General features: G+C 34.6%; 14 protein-coding genes and 1 other annotated feature (1 of these 15 only partly in view). Of the genes, 13 read left to right on the forward strand and 1 reads right to left on the reverse strand.

Annotated elements, in window-relative coordinates:
- Nucleotides 1-256 precede the first annotated feature (256 nt).
- The gene (locus tag KBI38_00065; GenBank protein ID MBP8628468.1) at nucleotides 257-820 is read left to right on the forward strand and encodes a carbonic anhydrase; all 564 of its coding nucleotides are present in this window, start codon (nucleotides 257-259) and stop codon (nucleotides 818-820) included.
- A gap of 516 nt (nucleotides 821-1,336) precedes the next feature.
- On the opposite strand, the gene KBI38_00070 is transcribed toward KBI38_00065, so the two are convergent.
- Entirely contained in the window at nucleotides 1,337-1,792 is a 456-nt protein-coding gene (locus KBI38_00070) for an S-adenosylmethionine decarboxylase (protein ID MBP8628469.1), read from the reverse strand.
- Between the two features lie 201 nt (nucleotides 1,793-1,993).
- Between KBI38_00070 and KBI38_00075 the strand changes: the two genes are divergently transcribed.
- The 12 genes from KBI38_00075 (at nucleotide 1,994) to KBI38_00130 (ending at nucleotide 14,786) form a co-directional block, all read left to right on the forward strand.
- Nucleotides 1,994-2,935 (forward strand): nitronate monooxygenase, encoded by a 942-nt coding sequence (locus KBI38_00075; GenBank protein MBP8628470.1) that lies wholly within the window; start codon nucleotides 1,994-1,996, stop codon nucleotides 2,933-2,935.
- Between the two features lie 15 nt (nucleotides 2,936-2,950).
- Nucleotides 2,951-4,132 carry an MBL fold metallo-hydrolase gene (locus KBI38_00080; GenBank protein MBP8628471.1) on the forward strand — a complete coding sequence of 394 codons (1,182 nt, stop codon included), beginning with the start codon at nucleotides 2,951-2,953 and terminating at the stop codon, nucleotides 4,130-4,132.
- Nucleotides 4,133-4,268: 136 nt separating this feature from the next.
- Nucleotides 4,269-4,721, forward strand: coding sequence for a CtsR family transcriptional regulator (locus KBI38_00085; protein MBP8628472.1), 453 nt, complete (start codon nucleotides 4,269-4,271; stop codon nucleotides 4,719-4,721).
- 17 nt (nucleotides 4,722-4,738) lie between these two features.
- The gene (locus KBI38_00090) at nucleotides 4,739-5,248 is read left to right on the forward strand and encodes a UvrB/UvrC motif-containing protein (GenBank protein ID MBP8628473.1); all 510 of its coding nucleotides are present in this window, start codon (nucleotides 4,739-4,741) and stop codon (nucleotides 5,246-5,248) included.
- A 9-nt stretch (nucleotides 5,249-5,257) separates the two neighbouring features.
- Nucleotides 5,258-6,310, forward strand: coding sequence for a protein arginine kinase (locus KBI38_00095; protein ID MBP8628474.1), 1,053 nt, complete (start codon nucleotides 5,258-5,260; stop codon nucleotides 6,308-6,310).
- A gap of 17 nt (nucleotides 6,311-6,327) precedes the next feature.
- Nucleotides 6,328-8,775, forward strand: a complete 2,448-nt coding sequence (locus tag KBI38_00100; protein ID MBP8628475.1) for an ATP-dependent Clp protease ATP-binding subunit — start codon at nucleotides 6,328-6,330, stop codon at nucleotides 8,773-8,775.
- A 60-nt stretch (nucleotides 8,776-8,835) separates the two neighbouring features.
- A complete protein-coding gene (gene radA / locus KBI38_00105) occupies nucleotides 8,836-10,203 on the forward strand; it encodes a DNA repair protein RadA (GenBank protein ID MBP8628476.1) in 1,368 nt (455 codons plus the stop codon).
- A 91-nt stretch (nucleotides 10,204-10,294) separates the two neighbouring features.
- Complete coding sequence (locus tag KBI38_00110) at nucleotides 10,295-10,789, forward strand: CarD family transcriptional regulator (protein ID MBP8628477.1); 495 nt, start codon at nucleotides 10,295-10,297, stop codon at nucleotides 10,787-10,789.
- Nucleotides 10,790-10,911: 122 nt separating this feature from the next.
- Nucleotides 10,912-12,012 (forward strand): PIN/TRAM domain-containing protein, encoded by a 1,101-nt coding sequence (locus KBI38_00115; GenBank protein ID MBP8628478.1) that lies wholly within the window; start codon nucleotides 10,912-10,914, stop codon nucleotides 12,010-12,012.
- Nucleotides 12,013-12,093: 81 nt separating this feature from the next.
- Complete coding sequence (gene ispD, locus KBI38_00120; GenBank protein MBP8628479.1) at nucleotides 12,094-12,786, forward strand: 2-C-methyl-D-erythritol 4-phosphate cytidylyltransferase; 693 nt, start codon at nucleotides 12,094-12,096, stop codon at nucleotides 12,784-12,786.
- A complete protein-coding gene (locus KBI38_00125) occupies nucleotides 12,779-13,258 on the forward strand; it encodes a 2-C-methyl-D-erythritol 2,4-cyclodiphosphate synthase (protein MBP8628480.1) in 480 nt (159 codons plus the stop codon). The genes ispD and KBI38_00125 overlap by 8 nt, the downstream gene beginning before the upstream one ends.
- Nucleotides 13,259-13,322: 64 nt before the next feature.
- Nucleotides 13,323-14,786, forward strand: coding sequence for a glutamate--tRNA ligase (locus KBI38_00130; GenBank protein MBP8628481.1), 1,464 nt, complete (start codon nucleotides 13,323-13,325; stop codon nucleotides 14,784-14,786).
- A gap of 78 nt (nucleotides 14,787-14,864) precedes the next feature.
- Nucleotides 14,865-15,012: a binding site (T-box leader), on the forward strand; it runs 61 nt beyond the window's last position.

Below are 15,012 nucleotides of genomic sequence, written 5' to 3' on the forward strand. Positions count from 1 at the left end.
CCTAAGATTGAGTCCTTATTTATAATGTAACAAGAAGAAAGAAGGTTTTTGTAAAAAATATGTTAAGATTTTGTAAAGATTGTTAATTACTAAGTTAAAACATAATATAATAAACTTTTTATTAATGGATAATTATTATTCAAAGAAACATACTATACATAAAAGTTTTAAAGAGTTATAATAAATTGTAATGTAATAGATTGATAAGGTAAATTAATGCCTTGTCTCAAGATACATTTTTGCTGGGAGGGATATTATGACGATATTAGAGGAAGTACTAGAATCTAATGACCATTTTGTAAAACATTTGCCTGAAGTATATTGTGCGATAAAACAACACGAAGCAAAATTGCCGAATAGACATTTGGCAATAGTTACTTGTATGGATACAAGATTGGTGGATTTTTTAGAGCCGGCGTTAGGCATAAGACGTGGTGAAGCGAAAATTATTAAAAATGCTGGAAATACGGTGACCGGTCCGTTTGAGGCGACTATCCGTAGTTTGATGGTCGGTGTGTTTGAACTTGGGGTAAAAGAAATTATGGTTATTGGACATCATGATTGTGGAATAGCCAATACAACGTCACAAAACTTAATTGAAAAAATGTTAAATCGGGGTATTTCAAAAGATGCGATAAGGATGATACAAGAAGAGCTAGTGCGTTGGTTAGATAATTTTAAATACCCGGTAGAAAATGTGAAACAAGTTGTTGAAAAAATTCGTACTAATCCGTTGATTCCCAATGATGTTCCGGTTCATGGGTTAATGTTTGACCCGCACTCAGGAAAAATTGATATTATAATTGATGGCTATAAATAATAGAGACCTTATTAACTTGACCCTAAAAGTTAGACAGTATTATAACTGAAATAACTTTTAGGGCGTTTTTTATGGTAATTTTGTTATAAAAATTTAAAATATATTGCTGATTCTAAGTAATAGGTAGGTAGTAGACAACAGCTATACTGTATTTTAATTTACATAGCAGATAATAATTTTTGTGTGTTTATTAAAATTTCGAAAAATACAATTCTAATCCTTTAATAAGATTAAGGTTTTCGAGGTAAACACAATTGATTTTTAAAAAAAGACATTATCTATAGTTGAGGCGTACTGGATAATGCAGTAATAAAAAAACTTATATGGGATATTGAAGATTGAGCTTCTTTTATTTATAAGGATTTTAATAAACTGAGGATTAATATCTTGATTAGTATAAAAATTGCCTTATCAAGCTAAAGGAAAAAGGCTTGTTACCTGCGATACAAGCAACAAGCCTTTTCAGCTAATTAATGAAATTTTCATCTGAATTTTAGGAATAATTTTATAGACGGGCTATTTATTGCTTTTTTGTGTTAGGATTTTTATAAATTTAGCACCGGTGTTTTTAATGCGACGCATCGGCGCCACTTTAACCTTAACTGTAGGTTTCATATCTTTGACGGCACCAAAATCGGCACGCTTAATGTGCGTAACTTTTAGCTTGTCAGCTTTGAAAAATGTTTTGAGGATATTTAAGATTTGACTTGGTAAAAATGAATCTTTGTTTGAATATAAGTCAATAGAAACATATTTTGCTTCTGGATAAGCATGAATAGCGATATGGCTTTCAGGAAATAAAGCGATTAAAGAAAAGTTACCAGAATCATGGTGATCAGCAATGGCTGATAATGGCAGATTTATCAAAATGGCAATTTCATGAAGCAGACTTTTTAAAGCGGCAATATCAGTAATTTTTGCAGATTTGCAATCATACATATCAACACTAAGATTTTTGTTAATTATCGTCATTTAAATAATAATCCCTTTCGTAAAATAAATTCTCTTCAAATTATAATTATAAATTGTTATCTAAGTAAAGTAAAGAGTAGGCTATTGATCTAAGTAAGGGATATAGTGCATAAGAAGGTAAATGCTTGGTTGAATGAGAACTATATTCATGGTAAAATGTTGGAAGAATTAATAATCTGTAATATAAGGAGAGTTGATATTATGACTAAAACAATAACAGCTGTTTTAAATATTAAATACCCGATTTTACAAGGTGGCATGGCGTGGGTTTCAGAAGCGAAATTAGCAGCGGCTGTTTCTAATGCTGGTGGTGCTGGCATTATTGCGGCTGGTGGTAGAACACCTGAATATATTAGAGAACAAATTAAGTTAGCTAGAACTTTAACGGATAAGCCTTTTGGAGTAAATATTCAATTAATGGCTCCGAATAAAGAAGAAATTTTGGCGGTAGTTTGTGAGGAAAAAGTTTCTTTTGTTACATTAGGAGCCGGTAATCCAGTGCCGTTTTTTGAAAAACTTAAAAATTCAGGGGTTAAAGTTATTCCGGTAGTGCCAAATGTAAAGTTAGCGAAAAGAGTGGAAAGTGCCGGTGCTGATGCGATTATTGTGGAAGGAATGGAAGCTGGTGGTCATATTGGTTCGTTAACGACAATGGCGTTAATGACTCAAGTTATTCCTGAAGTTGATATTCCGGTAGTTGTTGCCGGCGGGTTTGCGGATGGACGTGGCTTAGCGGCGGCGCTTACTATGGGAGCGGCCGGCGTACAAATGGGTACAAGATTTTTAATTGCTGAAGAGTGTGCCGTCCATGATAATGTTAAAGCTAAATTATTAGAAGCTGCAGATACTGATTCTGTTGTAACCGGACAAAGTATTGATCATTGCGTTCGTGGTGTTAAAAATAAATTTTCGCTAAGTTTTATTTCTTTAGAAAAACAAAAAATAAGTGAAGAAGAATTGGTAAAATTAGCAACGGGAACTAATCGCTTGGCCGCGGTTGATGGTGATGTGGAAAATGGGATGGTTCAAGCTGGACAAAGCTTGTTACCATTGCGGAAAATTGAACCGGTGGCTAAAATAATTGAAGACATTGTAGCTGAAGCTAACAAATGTTTCAAAGAAACAGCGGGATTGGTTCTATAATAGTAAGAGGAGGTCATTATGAATAATATTAGTTTAACAAAAGGTGTCTACTATGTAGGGGCAGTTGATTGGGATCAAAGAGATTTCCACGGCTATGCTACTGGACGAGGGGTTACCTATAATTCATATTTAATTGTTGATGAAAAAGTTTGTTTAGTAGATGCGGTTAAAGCGCCCTTTGCTGAAGAATTTATTGATAGAATAAAGAGTATTATTGATCCTAGTAAAATTGATTATATTGTAATAAATCACGTAGAACCTGATCATTCTAGTGCTTTGCCTCAATTGATGGCACTTGCACCAAATGCAAAAGTTGTTTTAACGGCTCATGGTAAAACGGAAGTGCTAAAATATTACCAACAAGAATATGACTTTATGGTAGTTAAAGAAGGCGATAGTATTTCTTTAGGGCAAAGAAATCTTAGCTTTATTCCCTTGCCAATGATTCATTGGCCTGATTCGATGGCTTGTTATTTAGATGGTGATAATATTTTATTTTCTAATGATGCTTTTGGACAACATTTGTGTACCAGTAAAAGGTTTGATGATGAAGTCGATATGTATTTAGCACTTGAAGAAGCTGGTAAATATTATGCTAATATTTTAATGCCGTTCAATAAATTAGTAGCGAAAGCTTTGCCGAAGATTAAAGCCTTAGATATTAAGATTATTGCACCTAGTCATGGTGTTTGTTGGCGTGGTGGGATTGAGGAAATTTTTAAAAAATATGAAAAGTGGTCTCATAATAACAACGAGGATAAAGTTATTATTGTTTATGATAGTATGTGGGGCGCTACTGAAAAGATGGCTCGGATGATACTTGATGGGGTTGCTAGCACTGGTGTTACAGCTAGCTTGTATCGTGTTAATAAAACCGAACTAAGTGAAGTCATGGCGCAATTATTAGAATCGAAAGGGATTATTATTGGTTCATCAACTCATAATAATTCAGTTCTTAAAACTATCGGTGGATTTTTAACTTATTTACAAGGTCTTAAGCCTACAGGTAAGCTGTGTACCTCTTTTGGTGCTTATGGGTGGGCTGGTGGTGCTGATAAAACCTTAGCGGAGGTTTTAGCTAAAACTGATATGGAAGTTGAGCCCGGATTATTTGTAAAATGGACTCCGGATAAAGTTGAAATAAATCAGTGTTTTGAATTTGGGGTTGCTTTTGGTGAAAAAATATTAAATAAATAGTTTTAAACTCTCTCTAAAATTTTTAGGGAGAGTTTTTTTATAGAAGTATTGCCAAAAGTCAAAAAGTCAAATATAATAAGACAAAAGAACAAAAAGTCAAAAGGTCAAAGTTTTATATGGTGAAGAGGGTGTTCTCATGAGTAATGTTGCTGATTTGATAGAAGAATATATTTTGCGAAAATTATCAGTAGAAGAGGATTGTCAAATAGTTTTAAATCGAAATTCAATAGCGGAAGAGATTGCTTGTGCACCTTCGCAAATAAGTTATGTTTTAAATACTAGATTTACAATAGCGCGAGGGTTTACAGTTGAATCTAGAAGAGGTCTGGGGGGCTATATCAGGATTGAACGCAAAAATAATCGTCAAGCCCTATACCAAGAAATACTACAAGAAATAAATGAAAAAACATCTTTTACGGAAATGAAAAATATCATTAGGTATTTGCTGAAAAATGGGTTTATTAAAAATCGCGAAGTTGCAATTTTAATGCAGGCAATAACTTTTGCCTTTAATAAGGCGATAGCGCCTGATCGAGTTATCTTGCTGAAATCTTTGTTTATGGCTTTAGCTGATTTTGCTGATGAATGATGATAGGAGGAAATAAAATGTTGTGTGATGATTGTAAAAAAAATAGTGCGTGTGTGCACTTAACGCAAATTATGAATGGGGAAAAAGTTGATAAGCAATTATGTGAACATTGTGCACAAAAATATGGTGAATTGGTTTTTACCAATAGTAATAATTTTTCAGTAAATGACTTTTTACATAGTTTATTCAGTAATAATAGTCCTGCCAGCCAGCAACAGCAAAGTCGAGTTTGTGAAAACTGTGGGATGAGCTATAATGACTTTACAGCCGGTGGAAAGCTAGGTTGTAGTGAATGTTATAAATGTTTTGATAAAAAATTAGTACCACTGTTAAGACGAATTCATGGTAGTGCAGAGCATAGTGGTAAAGTACCTAAAAGATCTGGTGGTAAAATCGAGTTAAGAAAGAAAATTAAAGATATAAGAAAAGAGTTAGAAGCGCATATTCTTGCTGAAGAATATGAAATGGCAGCAAAATTGAGAGATGAAATTCGAACTATTGAAGCGCAAATAGCTAGAAATAATTAAGGTGGTGTAATGATGAGAGATTTATTTACTAATCCGTTACCATCTTGGTTAAGTGATAACGGCAAAGATGACAATATTGTTTTATCGAGTCGCGTTAGGTTAGCGCGAAACCTTGAAAAAATCCCATTTCCAAACATTGCCCAAAAAGAGCAATTGTTTGAGGTGAAAAAGAAAGTTATTGAGGCTGGCAAAAACTTGAATTATGCTACTTATGAAATAGTGGAGTTAGATGATTTAAAAGCATTAGAGCGAAATGTGTTGGTGGAAAAACACTTAATTAGTACCAATCATATTAAAAATCCAGAAAACAGAGCTGTTCTAGTGAGAAATGATGATGCTGTCAGTATTATGGTAAATGAAGAAGATCATCTTAGAATACAAGCAATGGCTCAAGGATTAGACCTTAAAACAGCTTATGTAGTGGCTAGTGAAGTTGATGATTTGTTGGAAAAATCGTTAGATATTTCTTTTAACGAACATATTGGATATTTAACAGCTTGTCCGACTAATTTAGGAACAGGGTTAAGAGCCTCTGTAATGGTACACTTGCCGGGGTTAGTTTCAACGAAACAGATTAATCAAATTATTAATGCTGCTCCGCAATTAGGGTTAGCAGTCAGAGGGTTATACGGCGAAGGAACAGAAGCCAAAGGTAATATTTTTCAAATATCAAATCAATTAACTTTAGGATTTAAAGAAGAAGAAATTATTGACAATTTAACAAGTGCTACTAAGGAAATTATTAATCATGAACAAGTTGCAAGAGCGCGTCTCCACAAAAGTTCTAAAGAAAATTTAAATGATGAAATTTGGCGAGCCTTTGGAATTTTACGATATGCACAGGTGTTGACAGCGGATGAAGCATTAGCTTTAGCGAGCAAAGTGCAAGTAGGAATTGACTTAGGAATAATAGATATTGCTCCGAAAAATTTTTTCAATGAATTAATGGTCATCAGTAGACCTAATTATTTATATAAAATTATTGGTGAAGAGTGTTTTAAAATAAATGATATTAATTTATATCGTGCTCAAGTTATTAGGGAAAAGCTAAAAAAATGTTAAAGTAAGGTGGTGTTGTTATGAATAACAAATTTACCGGTAGAGCGATAAAGGTTTTGGAACTAGCAAAAGTAGAAGCGAAGAATTTAAAGCATAATTATATTGGAACAGAACATTTGCTGTTGGGATTGATTGCCGAAGGGGCAGGAGTAGCAGCAAAAGCGTTGAAATCGTTAGATATAAAGCTGGAGAATGTTCGTGAGAATGTTGCAGCGATAGTTGGGCTTGGTGATTATGGCGGTGAAAGCATCGGTTATACTCCGCGGACTAAATGGGTAATGGAATTAGCGGCGAAAGAAGCGCAAGCTTTAGGACATAATTATATTGGAACAGAGCATATATTACTAGGTTTAACTAGAGATGCAGAGTCGATGGCAGGAAAAGTGTTAAATGCATTAGGTGTTGATTTAGAAAATGTGCGCAAGGCAATTGTAAAGTTGCTAAATAATATTAATACCAATATGAGCAATAATAATGAGGGTAATAATGTTGGGCATAATGTTAAGCCGGAAAGTATGCCAACGCCGAATTTACATGAGTTTGGCAAAGACTTGAATGCGATGGCGGAACATAATAAAATAGATCCGGTTATTGGTCGTTCTAGCGAAATTGAACGTGTCATTCAAATTTTGAGCCGACGGACGAAAAATAATCCGGTCTTAATAGGTGAACCGGGAGTTGGAAAAACAGCGATTGCAGAAGGGTTAGCACAAAGAATTGTTGAGGGAAAAGTACCGGAAGTTATTGCTGATAAAAGGGTTATATCTTTAAATCTATCTTCAGTAATTGCTGGTTCTAAATATCGGGGAGAATTTGAAGAGAGATTCAAGAAAATAATGGAAGAAATCGTTTTGGCTGGTAATGTGATTTTATTTATTGATGAGATGCATACTTTAATTGGTGCCGGCGGTGCTGAAGGAGCGATTGATGCTGCTAATATCTTAAAGCCGGTGTTAGCGCGAGGTGAAATTCAAGTTATTGGAGCTACGACCTTAAATGAATATAAAAAATATATTGAAAAGGATTCAGCCTTAGAACGAAGATTTCAACCTATTATTGTGGGAGAGCCGAATACTGAAGATGCTATTGAAATTTTAAAGGGTTTAAGAGATCGCTACGAGGCTTTTCATAAAGCTAATATTTTAGACGAAGCTATTGTAGCGGCGGTAAAGTTATCGCAACGCTATATTGCAGATCGATTTTTGCCGGATAAAGCGATTGACTTAATGGATGAAGCGGCTTCGAAAGTCAGATTAAACTCATTGGCAATTCCTGATGACGTGAAGGCGCTTGAAATAAAACTACAAAAATTAAATGCAGAAAAAGAAGCAGCGATTACGGCTCAAGAATATGAAACCGCGGCTAAAATAAGAGATGAAGAAAACAAATTAAAAGAAGAGTTAGAGCAGGCGCAAAAACATAGCAACGATAAACAAAAGAAAATAGTTGTTACAGCTGAAGATATTGCTCAAGTAGTAGCCGATTGGACAAAAATTCCGGTAAAAAAATTAATTGCAGAAGAAAGCGAGAAATTATTAAAGCTGGAAGAGATTTTACACAAAAGAATTGTCGGGCAAGATGAGGCTGTTACGGCGGTAGCAAAAGCAATTAGAAGAGCCAGAACGGGATTGAAAGATCCTAAACGGCCAATCGGTTCATTCTTGTTTTTAGGGCCTACCGGTGTTGGTAAAACTGAATTAGCGAAAGCTCTAGCAGAGACTTTGTTTGATGATGAAAGTGCTATGGTTAGGTTTGATATGAGTGAATATATGGAAAAACATGCGGTGTCAAGACTAATTGGCGCGCCACCGGGATATGTCGGCTATGATGAAGGCGGACAAATGACTGAGTTAGTAAGAAGAAAACCGTACACGGTTATTTTATTAGATGAAATTGAAAAAGCGCATCCTGATTTGTTTAATATCTTATTACAGGTGCTGGAAGACGGAATTTTAACAGATGGACAAGGTCGTACCGTTGACTTTAAAAATACCGTAATAATTATGACATCTAATGTTGGTGCTAAATATTTAAAAGCTGAAGAAGGCAAAGCGCTGGGTTTTTCAACCGGCACTGAAGAAAAACCTAAATCTGATAATGTTAAGAAAGTAATAGAAGAAGTGAAGAAAATGTTTCGACCAGAGTTTATTAATCGTGTCGATGAACTGTTGGTCTTTAAGAATTTAGAAAAAAGTGAACTGAGAACTATTGTGGATTTATTGCTGGAAGGTATCAATAAAAGATTAGCGGATATGAAAATTATTATTAGCTTATCACCGGCAGCTAAAGATTTTATAGTGCAAGAAGGTACAGATATAGTTTATGGAGCAAGACCATTAAAAAGAGCCTTGCAAAAAATGATTGAAGATGAAATTGCTGATATGATTTTGCGGAATGAGATTAAAAATGATGTTACAATAAAAGTTGATATTCAAAATGATAAATTAAATTTTGCAGTAGAAAACTGATTATAACAATATGAGGATATTGATATTTTCAATATCCTCATAACATTAAGGGGAACTTTTATGGCTAAGAAAAAAACTGTATATTTATGCCAAGAATGTGGATATGATTCACCAAAATGGCTCGGCAAATGTCCCGGTTGTGGTCAGTGGAACACCATGGTCGAAGAAATTATCAAAACTGAAATACATAATAAAGGTTTAAATTTAGGCTTAACTTCAGGGAGCTTTCCGGTACCAATTAGTAGTGTTGAAATTCAAGATTTGCCACGCTTTTTATCAGGCTCAGGAGAGCTAGATCGCGTACTCGGCGGGGGCGTTATTCCGGGATCATTGGTGTTGATTGTAGGTGATCCAGGGGTTGGGAAATCAAGTTTAACATTGAAGGTTTGTGCGGATATTGCGAACAGTCATGGTAGAGTATTGTATGTGACGGGAGAAGAAAGTGTTAGGCAGGTGCGGTTAAGGGCTGATCGATTAAAGGCGTTGAGTGATAACTTATTAGTACTAAGTGAAACCAATATGGAAACGATAACAGAACAAGCGTTGAAGTTAAAACCGGAATTATTGGTAATTGACTCTATTCAAACAGTGTTTAAACCTGAAATTCAAAGTGCGCCGGGTAGTGTCAGTCAAGTTCGAGAAAGTGCAGTAGAATTGTTGCGATTAGCGAAAAATAATGCAATTGCTATTTTTGTTGTCGGTCATGTTACGAAAGATGGGGTGCTAGCCGGGCCAAGAGTATTGGAACATATTGTTGATACGGTGCTATATTTTGAAGGTGAGAGAAATGCACAATTTAGAATATTACGAGCAGTGAAAAATCGTTTTGGCAGTACGAATGAGATTGGTTTATTTGATATGAGAGCAGAAGGTTTGGTCGATGTTCCTGATGCTTCTAAATTGTTTTTATCAGAAAGAAATGATGAATATTCAGGCAGTGTGGTTGTGCCAACGGTAGAAGGTAGCAGACCGCTATTAGTGGAAGTGCAAGCGTTGGTAGCGCAAACTCCTTATATGCCACCGCGAAGAACTTCTGATTGTATTGATGTCAAAAGAATTCAATTATTATTAGCCGTTTTGGAAAAAAGAGTTGGAATGATGATTGGGAGTGCAGATGTGTTTGTTAAAGTTGCCGGTAGTATCAAAATTGATGAACCGGCAATTGATTTAGCATTAGCTGTAGCATTAGCATCAAGCTTTAGGAATGAAGATATAATGGCTAAGACTGTAATTTTTGGTGAAGTTGGATTAGCTGGAGAAGTTAGAGCTGTTTCACAGGCGGAGATGAGAATCAGAGAAGCCGGTAAATTGGGTTTTAAAAATATAATTTTACCAAAGAAAAATCTGGATAATATGGAATCTATAACTGGAATGAATTTATATGGAGTAGAAACATTGGAAGAAACTTTAAGAATAGCACTGAATTAAATTTGACATTGATATTAACATGTGCTAAAATAATAAACTTTGACAGGGTTAAGCGCATGTGCTATACTTCTAATATATAGGAGGTGCTGATGTGCTAACTGTGGGAGATAAAGTAGTCTATCCAATGCATGGCGCCGGTGTAATAGAAGGCATTGAAGAATGTGAAGTAATGGGTGAAATCAAACAGTACTATGTGCTAAGAATGCCTTTTGGCGGTATGAAAGTTATGATCCCGATGAACAATGTTGATAGCATTGGTCTGCGAGAAGTCATTGCCGAAACTGAAGTTGAAAAAGTAGCAAATGTATTAAGAGAACCTCTATCAGAGGTTATAGGTAGTTGGAATAGAAGGTTTAACGCTAATTTGTTCAAGATAAAAACAGGGAATGTTTTTGATGTTGCGGAAGTTGTAAAAAATTTGGTCTTACAAGATAAGGTTAAGAAAATATCTACAGGTGAACGTAGATTGTTAGATACAGCAAAGCAAATATTGATTAGTGAACTTGTGTTAGCTTGTAATAAAGATGCTGAGACAGTTGAAGCATGGATGTACAACTTGCTTGAAGAAAATACGCCAGGCAACTGACGTATTTTTTTTATTCAAAATATATAAAATTTTACATAAAAGCAAAAAAAATCAATAATATTTTACATTGAATAATCTGTAATTTTTATATATTATTAGAAGGAAACAGGAAAGGAGGTGAAATGGTGTTAGATAAGGTTTTGAAATTTGTGATAACTGCGTTGATGGCGATTATCGGGTTGGTGTTAATGAATTTACTAAGCCCTTATTTAAAAACAATTATCAGTGCTGAATTTTTGAGTATGGGTATTTTCGGTGTAGCCATGACAACAGTGTTATCAGTGTTGTTAGGTGGGGTAATTGGTGGAATTATTGGTTTATTGACTGCGCCTTTTTTGATTAAGCACTTATTATTATTTTCTTTATGGGTTGAAAACCAATTAAACAAAATGCCTTTTCATGAAGTTATAGCCGGAGCGGGCGGGCTGGCTATTGGCTTAGTAATAGCTAATTTGTTAGGTTCAGCATTTTCGCAAATTCCTATTATCGGCAATTATGTTCCGGTTATCTTTAGTATTATTTTTGGATATTTAGGAATTAATATTACCATCAAAAAACGCAATGAAATATCAGCATTATTTGATTCATTCAATAAAAATAAAGAAAAGCAAAAAGATAAGAAGAATAACGAACAATATAAAATTTTAGATACCAGTGTTATTATTGATGGCCGCATTGCTGATATTTGTAAAACTGGATTTATTGAGGGGACGATATTAATACCGATTTTCGTGCTGGAAGAATTGCAACATATTGCAGACTCTTCTGATACTTTAAAACGCAATAGAGGACGTCGGGGCTTGGATGTATTAAATAATATCCAGAAAGAATTAGGGATGCATGTTAAGATAGATAATAGAGATTTTGATGACATTAATGAGGTTGACTCAAAATTAGTACGGTTGGGGAAATTGATTAATGGCAAAATAATCACTAATGACTATAATTTAAATAAAGTTTCGGAAATTCAAGGAGTTTCAGTGCTAAACATCAATGAATTATCAAATGCTGTTAAACCGGTGGTTATCCCTGGTGAGGAAATGACAGTGTTTGTGGTTAAAGATGGTAAAGAACCTGGACAAGGTGTGGCGTACTTAGATGATGGCACGATGATTGTAGTTGAAGATGGCCGGTCGGCCGTTGGTGAAACAATTGATGTGGTGGTAACCTCTGTGTTGCAAACTGCTGCTGGAAGAATGATTTTTGCTAAATGTAAAAACTAAGAGAAAAGCCTTTCTGAGAATGAAAGGCTTTTCTGTATAATATAAAAAAATAGCTGCTAATAATGCAAAAGGTGGTTTATTGTGATTTCTGTGATAATTGCTTGTGCCGGTAGCGGTAAGCGGATGAAAGTTGAAAAGAATAAAATTTTATTAGAAGTTCAAGGAAAAAGTATTTTACAATATACCTGTGAGAAATTCACAAGTTGTGAAAAAATTGATGAAATAATTTTAGTGGTAGCAAAACATGATCTAACGGTTGTTGAAGAATTGGCAAAAAAAATAATCCATAACAAGCCCTATAAAGTTGTTGTGGGCGGTAGTGAACGCCAATACTCCATTAATAATGCATTACAAGCTGTTGATGTTAAAAGTGAAATAGTCTTAATTCATGATGCGGCTCGCCCAATGATTAAAGTTGAAACGATTAATAAACTAATAAAAGAAGTTGAAAAAAGTTCTTGCGCTATCGTTGGTGTAAGGGTTAAAGATACAATTAAAATTGCAGATGAAAATAAGGTGGTATCAAAGACCCCTAATCGTGACTATTTATGGTCGATTCAAACTCCACAAGGTTTTAAATTGGATATTATAAAAACAGCTTACCAAAGGGCGCAACAGGAAGGTTTTTTGGGTACCGATGATGCTAGTTTAGTAGAGAGGCTTAATATTGCGGTAAAAGTTGTTGAAGGTGAATATACTAATCTGAAGGTTACGACGCCGGAAGATTTAAAAATAATAGAAAGTTTATTGAATGATGAGGTGCATAATGTATAGAGTTGGGATGGGTTATGATGTTCACAAATTAGTGACAGGCCGAAAATTGATTTTGGGTGGAGTGGAAATACAGCATGATTTAGGGCTATTGGGTCATTCTGATGCAGATGTATTGTTACATGCGATAAAAGATGCTATTTTAGGGGCAGCTGCCCTTGGTGATATTGGGCGACACTTTCCTGATACTGATGAAGCCTATAAAGGGATTTCCAGTATGGTGTTATTAAGCAAAGTTAAGGATCTTATTTTAAAAGAAGGATATAAGGTTAATAATATTGATGCTACAATTGCGGCACAACAGCCTAAAATAGCACCATATATTAAAGATATGAATGAAAATATTGCTCAAACTTTAAAAATTGAGGCTTCGCAAGTAAATGTTAAGGCTACTACTACCGAAGGCTTGGGATTTGTGGGTAATAAAGAAGGGATAGCGGCATATGCAATTGTTAGTCTGATTAAGATTGATTAATTTTGCATATCGGTTTAATATCTGATAAAATAAACAATACACGATTATTTTTGGAGGTTTATCAATGACAGAGCAAATGAGAGTAAGGTTTGCCCCTAGTCCGACTGGGCCATTTCATATTGGAGGAGCTCGTTCGGCGTTATTTAATTGGCTATTAGCGAAAAAGAATAATGGTAAATTTATTCTTCGTATTGAAAATACTGATCTAGATCGTTCAACAATAGAATCTGAAGAAAATATTAAAGATGCTTTAAAATGGCTCGGTATAACTTGGGATGAAGGTATTGATGTTGGTGGTGATTTTGGACCATATAAACAAACGGAACGCCTTGATATTTATAAGGAATATACTGATAAGTTATTAGCAGAAGGCAAAGCATATCATTGTTTTTGCACAGATGAGGAATTGGAAAGTGAACGTCAAACCTTGATGGCTCAAGAAAAAATGCCAATATACCAAGGTAAATGTCGCAATTTAACCCAAGAACAAAAAACTGAATTGTTGGCGGCTGGACGTAAGCCGACTGTTAGATTTAAAACGCCGGAAAATCAGCAAATAATCTTTGATGATATGGTTAGAGGAACTGTTAGTTTTGATTCCAATGGCGTGGGTGATTTTGTTATTGTAAAGTCGGATGGAATTCCAGTGTATAACTATGCGGTAGTGTTAGATGATGCATTGATGAAGATAACTCATGTTATTAGAGCCGAAGAGCATTTATCGAATACACCACGGCAAATTGTTCTATATGAAGCGTTAGGGTTTAAATTACCGACCTTTGGACATATTTCTCTTATTTTAGGCAAAGATAGAACTAAAATGAGTAAAAGACATGGTGCGACTTCGGTTGAACAATATCGTAAATTAGGATACTTGCCAGAAGCTATTGTAAACTTTTTAGCCTTATTAGGCTGGGCACCTGATAGTGAACAGGAAATATTTTCGACGGAAGAACTTATTAATTTATTTTCAATGGATAGAGTTGCTAAAAATCCAGCAGTGTTTGATATTGATAAGTTAAATTGGCTGAATAGTAATTATATTAAAAATGCTGAAGCGGCGTTAATATTGGAATTAGCATTACCGCATCTTGTGGAAGCAGGTTATATTACAGCTGATGTTGATACCGCGACGAAAAATGATTTGATTAAATTTGTCGACATTATAAAAGAGCATTTAAGTTTTGCGGCGCAAGTTGTAGAGCATGTTGATGTTTATTTTAATGAAGAGTTTGACTTTGAAAATGATGATGCTAAGGTTTTGATGTTGGATGAAGAAATTCCTTTAGTAATAGCTACGTTCAAAGATAAATTAAGAGCAATGGAAACTTTAGATGAAGCTGGTGTTAAAGCTTTATTAAAAAGCATAACCAAGGAACTTAAAGTTGGTGGTAAAAAAGTATTTATGCCGATTCGTATTGCACTTAGTGGTAAAATGCATGGACCGGACTTGGTAAAACTTATTTGTCTGTTAGGCACTGATAAAGTTATTGCAAGAGTTGATAAAACTATGAATAAAATTGTCTAAGGTATAGCTAACTAATATTTATTATTAATTGACGTTTTTTGTTATTGTGCTTATAATTTAGTTATATAATAAAATATATTAAATGTATTGATTGGGAGAGTAGGTACATTATTTCTTTACAGAGAGAGGCCAGCGAGGTTGAGAATGGCGTCAAAGAAATCTTACTGAAATGCACCCATGAACATATTTATCGAAATAATAGTAGATAAATACGGCTAACTACCGT

Source organism: Negativicutes bacterium (assembly GCA_018052945.1).
In the GTDB taxonomy this organism is placed as follows: Bacteria; Bacillota; Negativicutes; order JAGPMH01; family JAGPMH01; genus JAGPMH01.

Bases quoted from the DNA above. Each gene is read 5' to 3' on its own strand.
- KBI38_00075 (MBP8628470.1), top strand. From the start codon at position 1,994: ATGACTAAAACAATAACAGCTGTTTTAAATATTAAATACCCGATTTTA.
- KBI38_00115 (MBP8628478.1), top strand. From the start codon at position 10,912: ATGGTGTTAGATAAGGTTTTGAAATTTGTGATAACTGCGTTGATGGCG.
- KBI38_00065 (MBP8628468.1), top strand. From the start codon at position 257: ATGACGATATTAGAGGAAGTACTAGAATCTAATGACCATTTTGTAAAA.
- KBI38_00070 (MBP8628469.1), bottom strand. From the start codon at position 1,792: ATGACGATAATTAACAAAAATCTTAGTGTTGATATGTATGATTGCAAA.
- KBI38_00090 (MBP8628473.1), top strand. From the start codon at position 4,739: ATGTTGTGTGATGATTGTAAAAAAAATAGTGCGTGTGTGCACTTAACG.
- KBI38_00095 (MBP8628474.1), top strand. From the start codon at position 5,258: ATGATGAGAGATTTATTTACTAATCCGTTACCATCTTGGTTAAGTGAT.
- radA (MBP8628476.1), top strand. From the start codon at position 8,836: ATGGCTAAGAAAAAAACTGTATATTTATGCCAAGAATGTGGATATGAT.
- KBI38_00085 (MBP8628472.1), top strand. From the start codon at position 4,269: ATGAGTAATGTTGCTGATTTGATAGAAGAATATATTTTGCGAAAATTA.
- KBI38_00130 (MBP8628481.1), top strand. From the start codon at position 13,323: ATGACAGAGCAAATGAGAGTAAGGTTTGCCCCTAGTCCGACTGGGCCA.
- KBI38_00125 (MBP8628480.1), top strand. From the start codon at position 12,779: ATGTATAGAGTTGGGATGGGTTATGATGTTCACAAATTAGTGACAGGC.
- KBI38_00100 (MBP8628475.1), top strand. From the start codon at position 6,328: ATGAATAACAAATTTACCGGTAGAGCGATAAAGGTTTTGGAACTAGCA.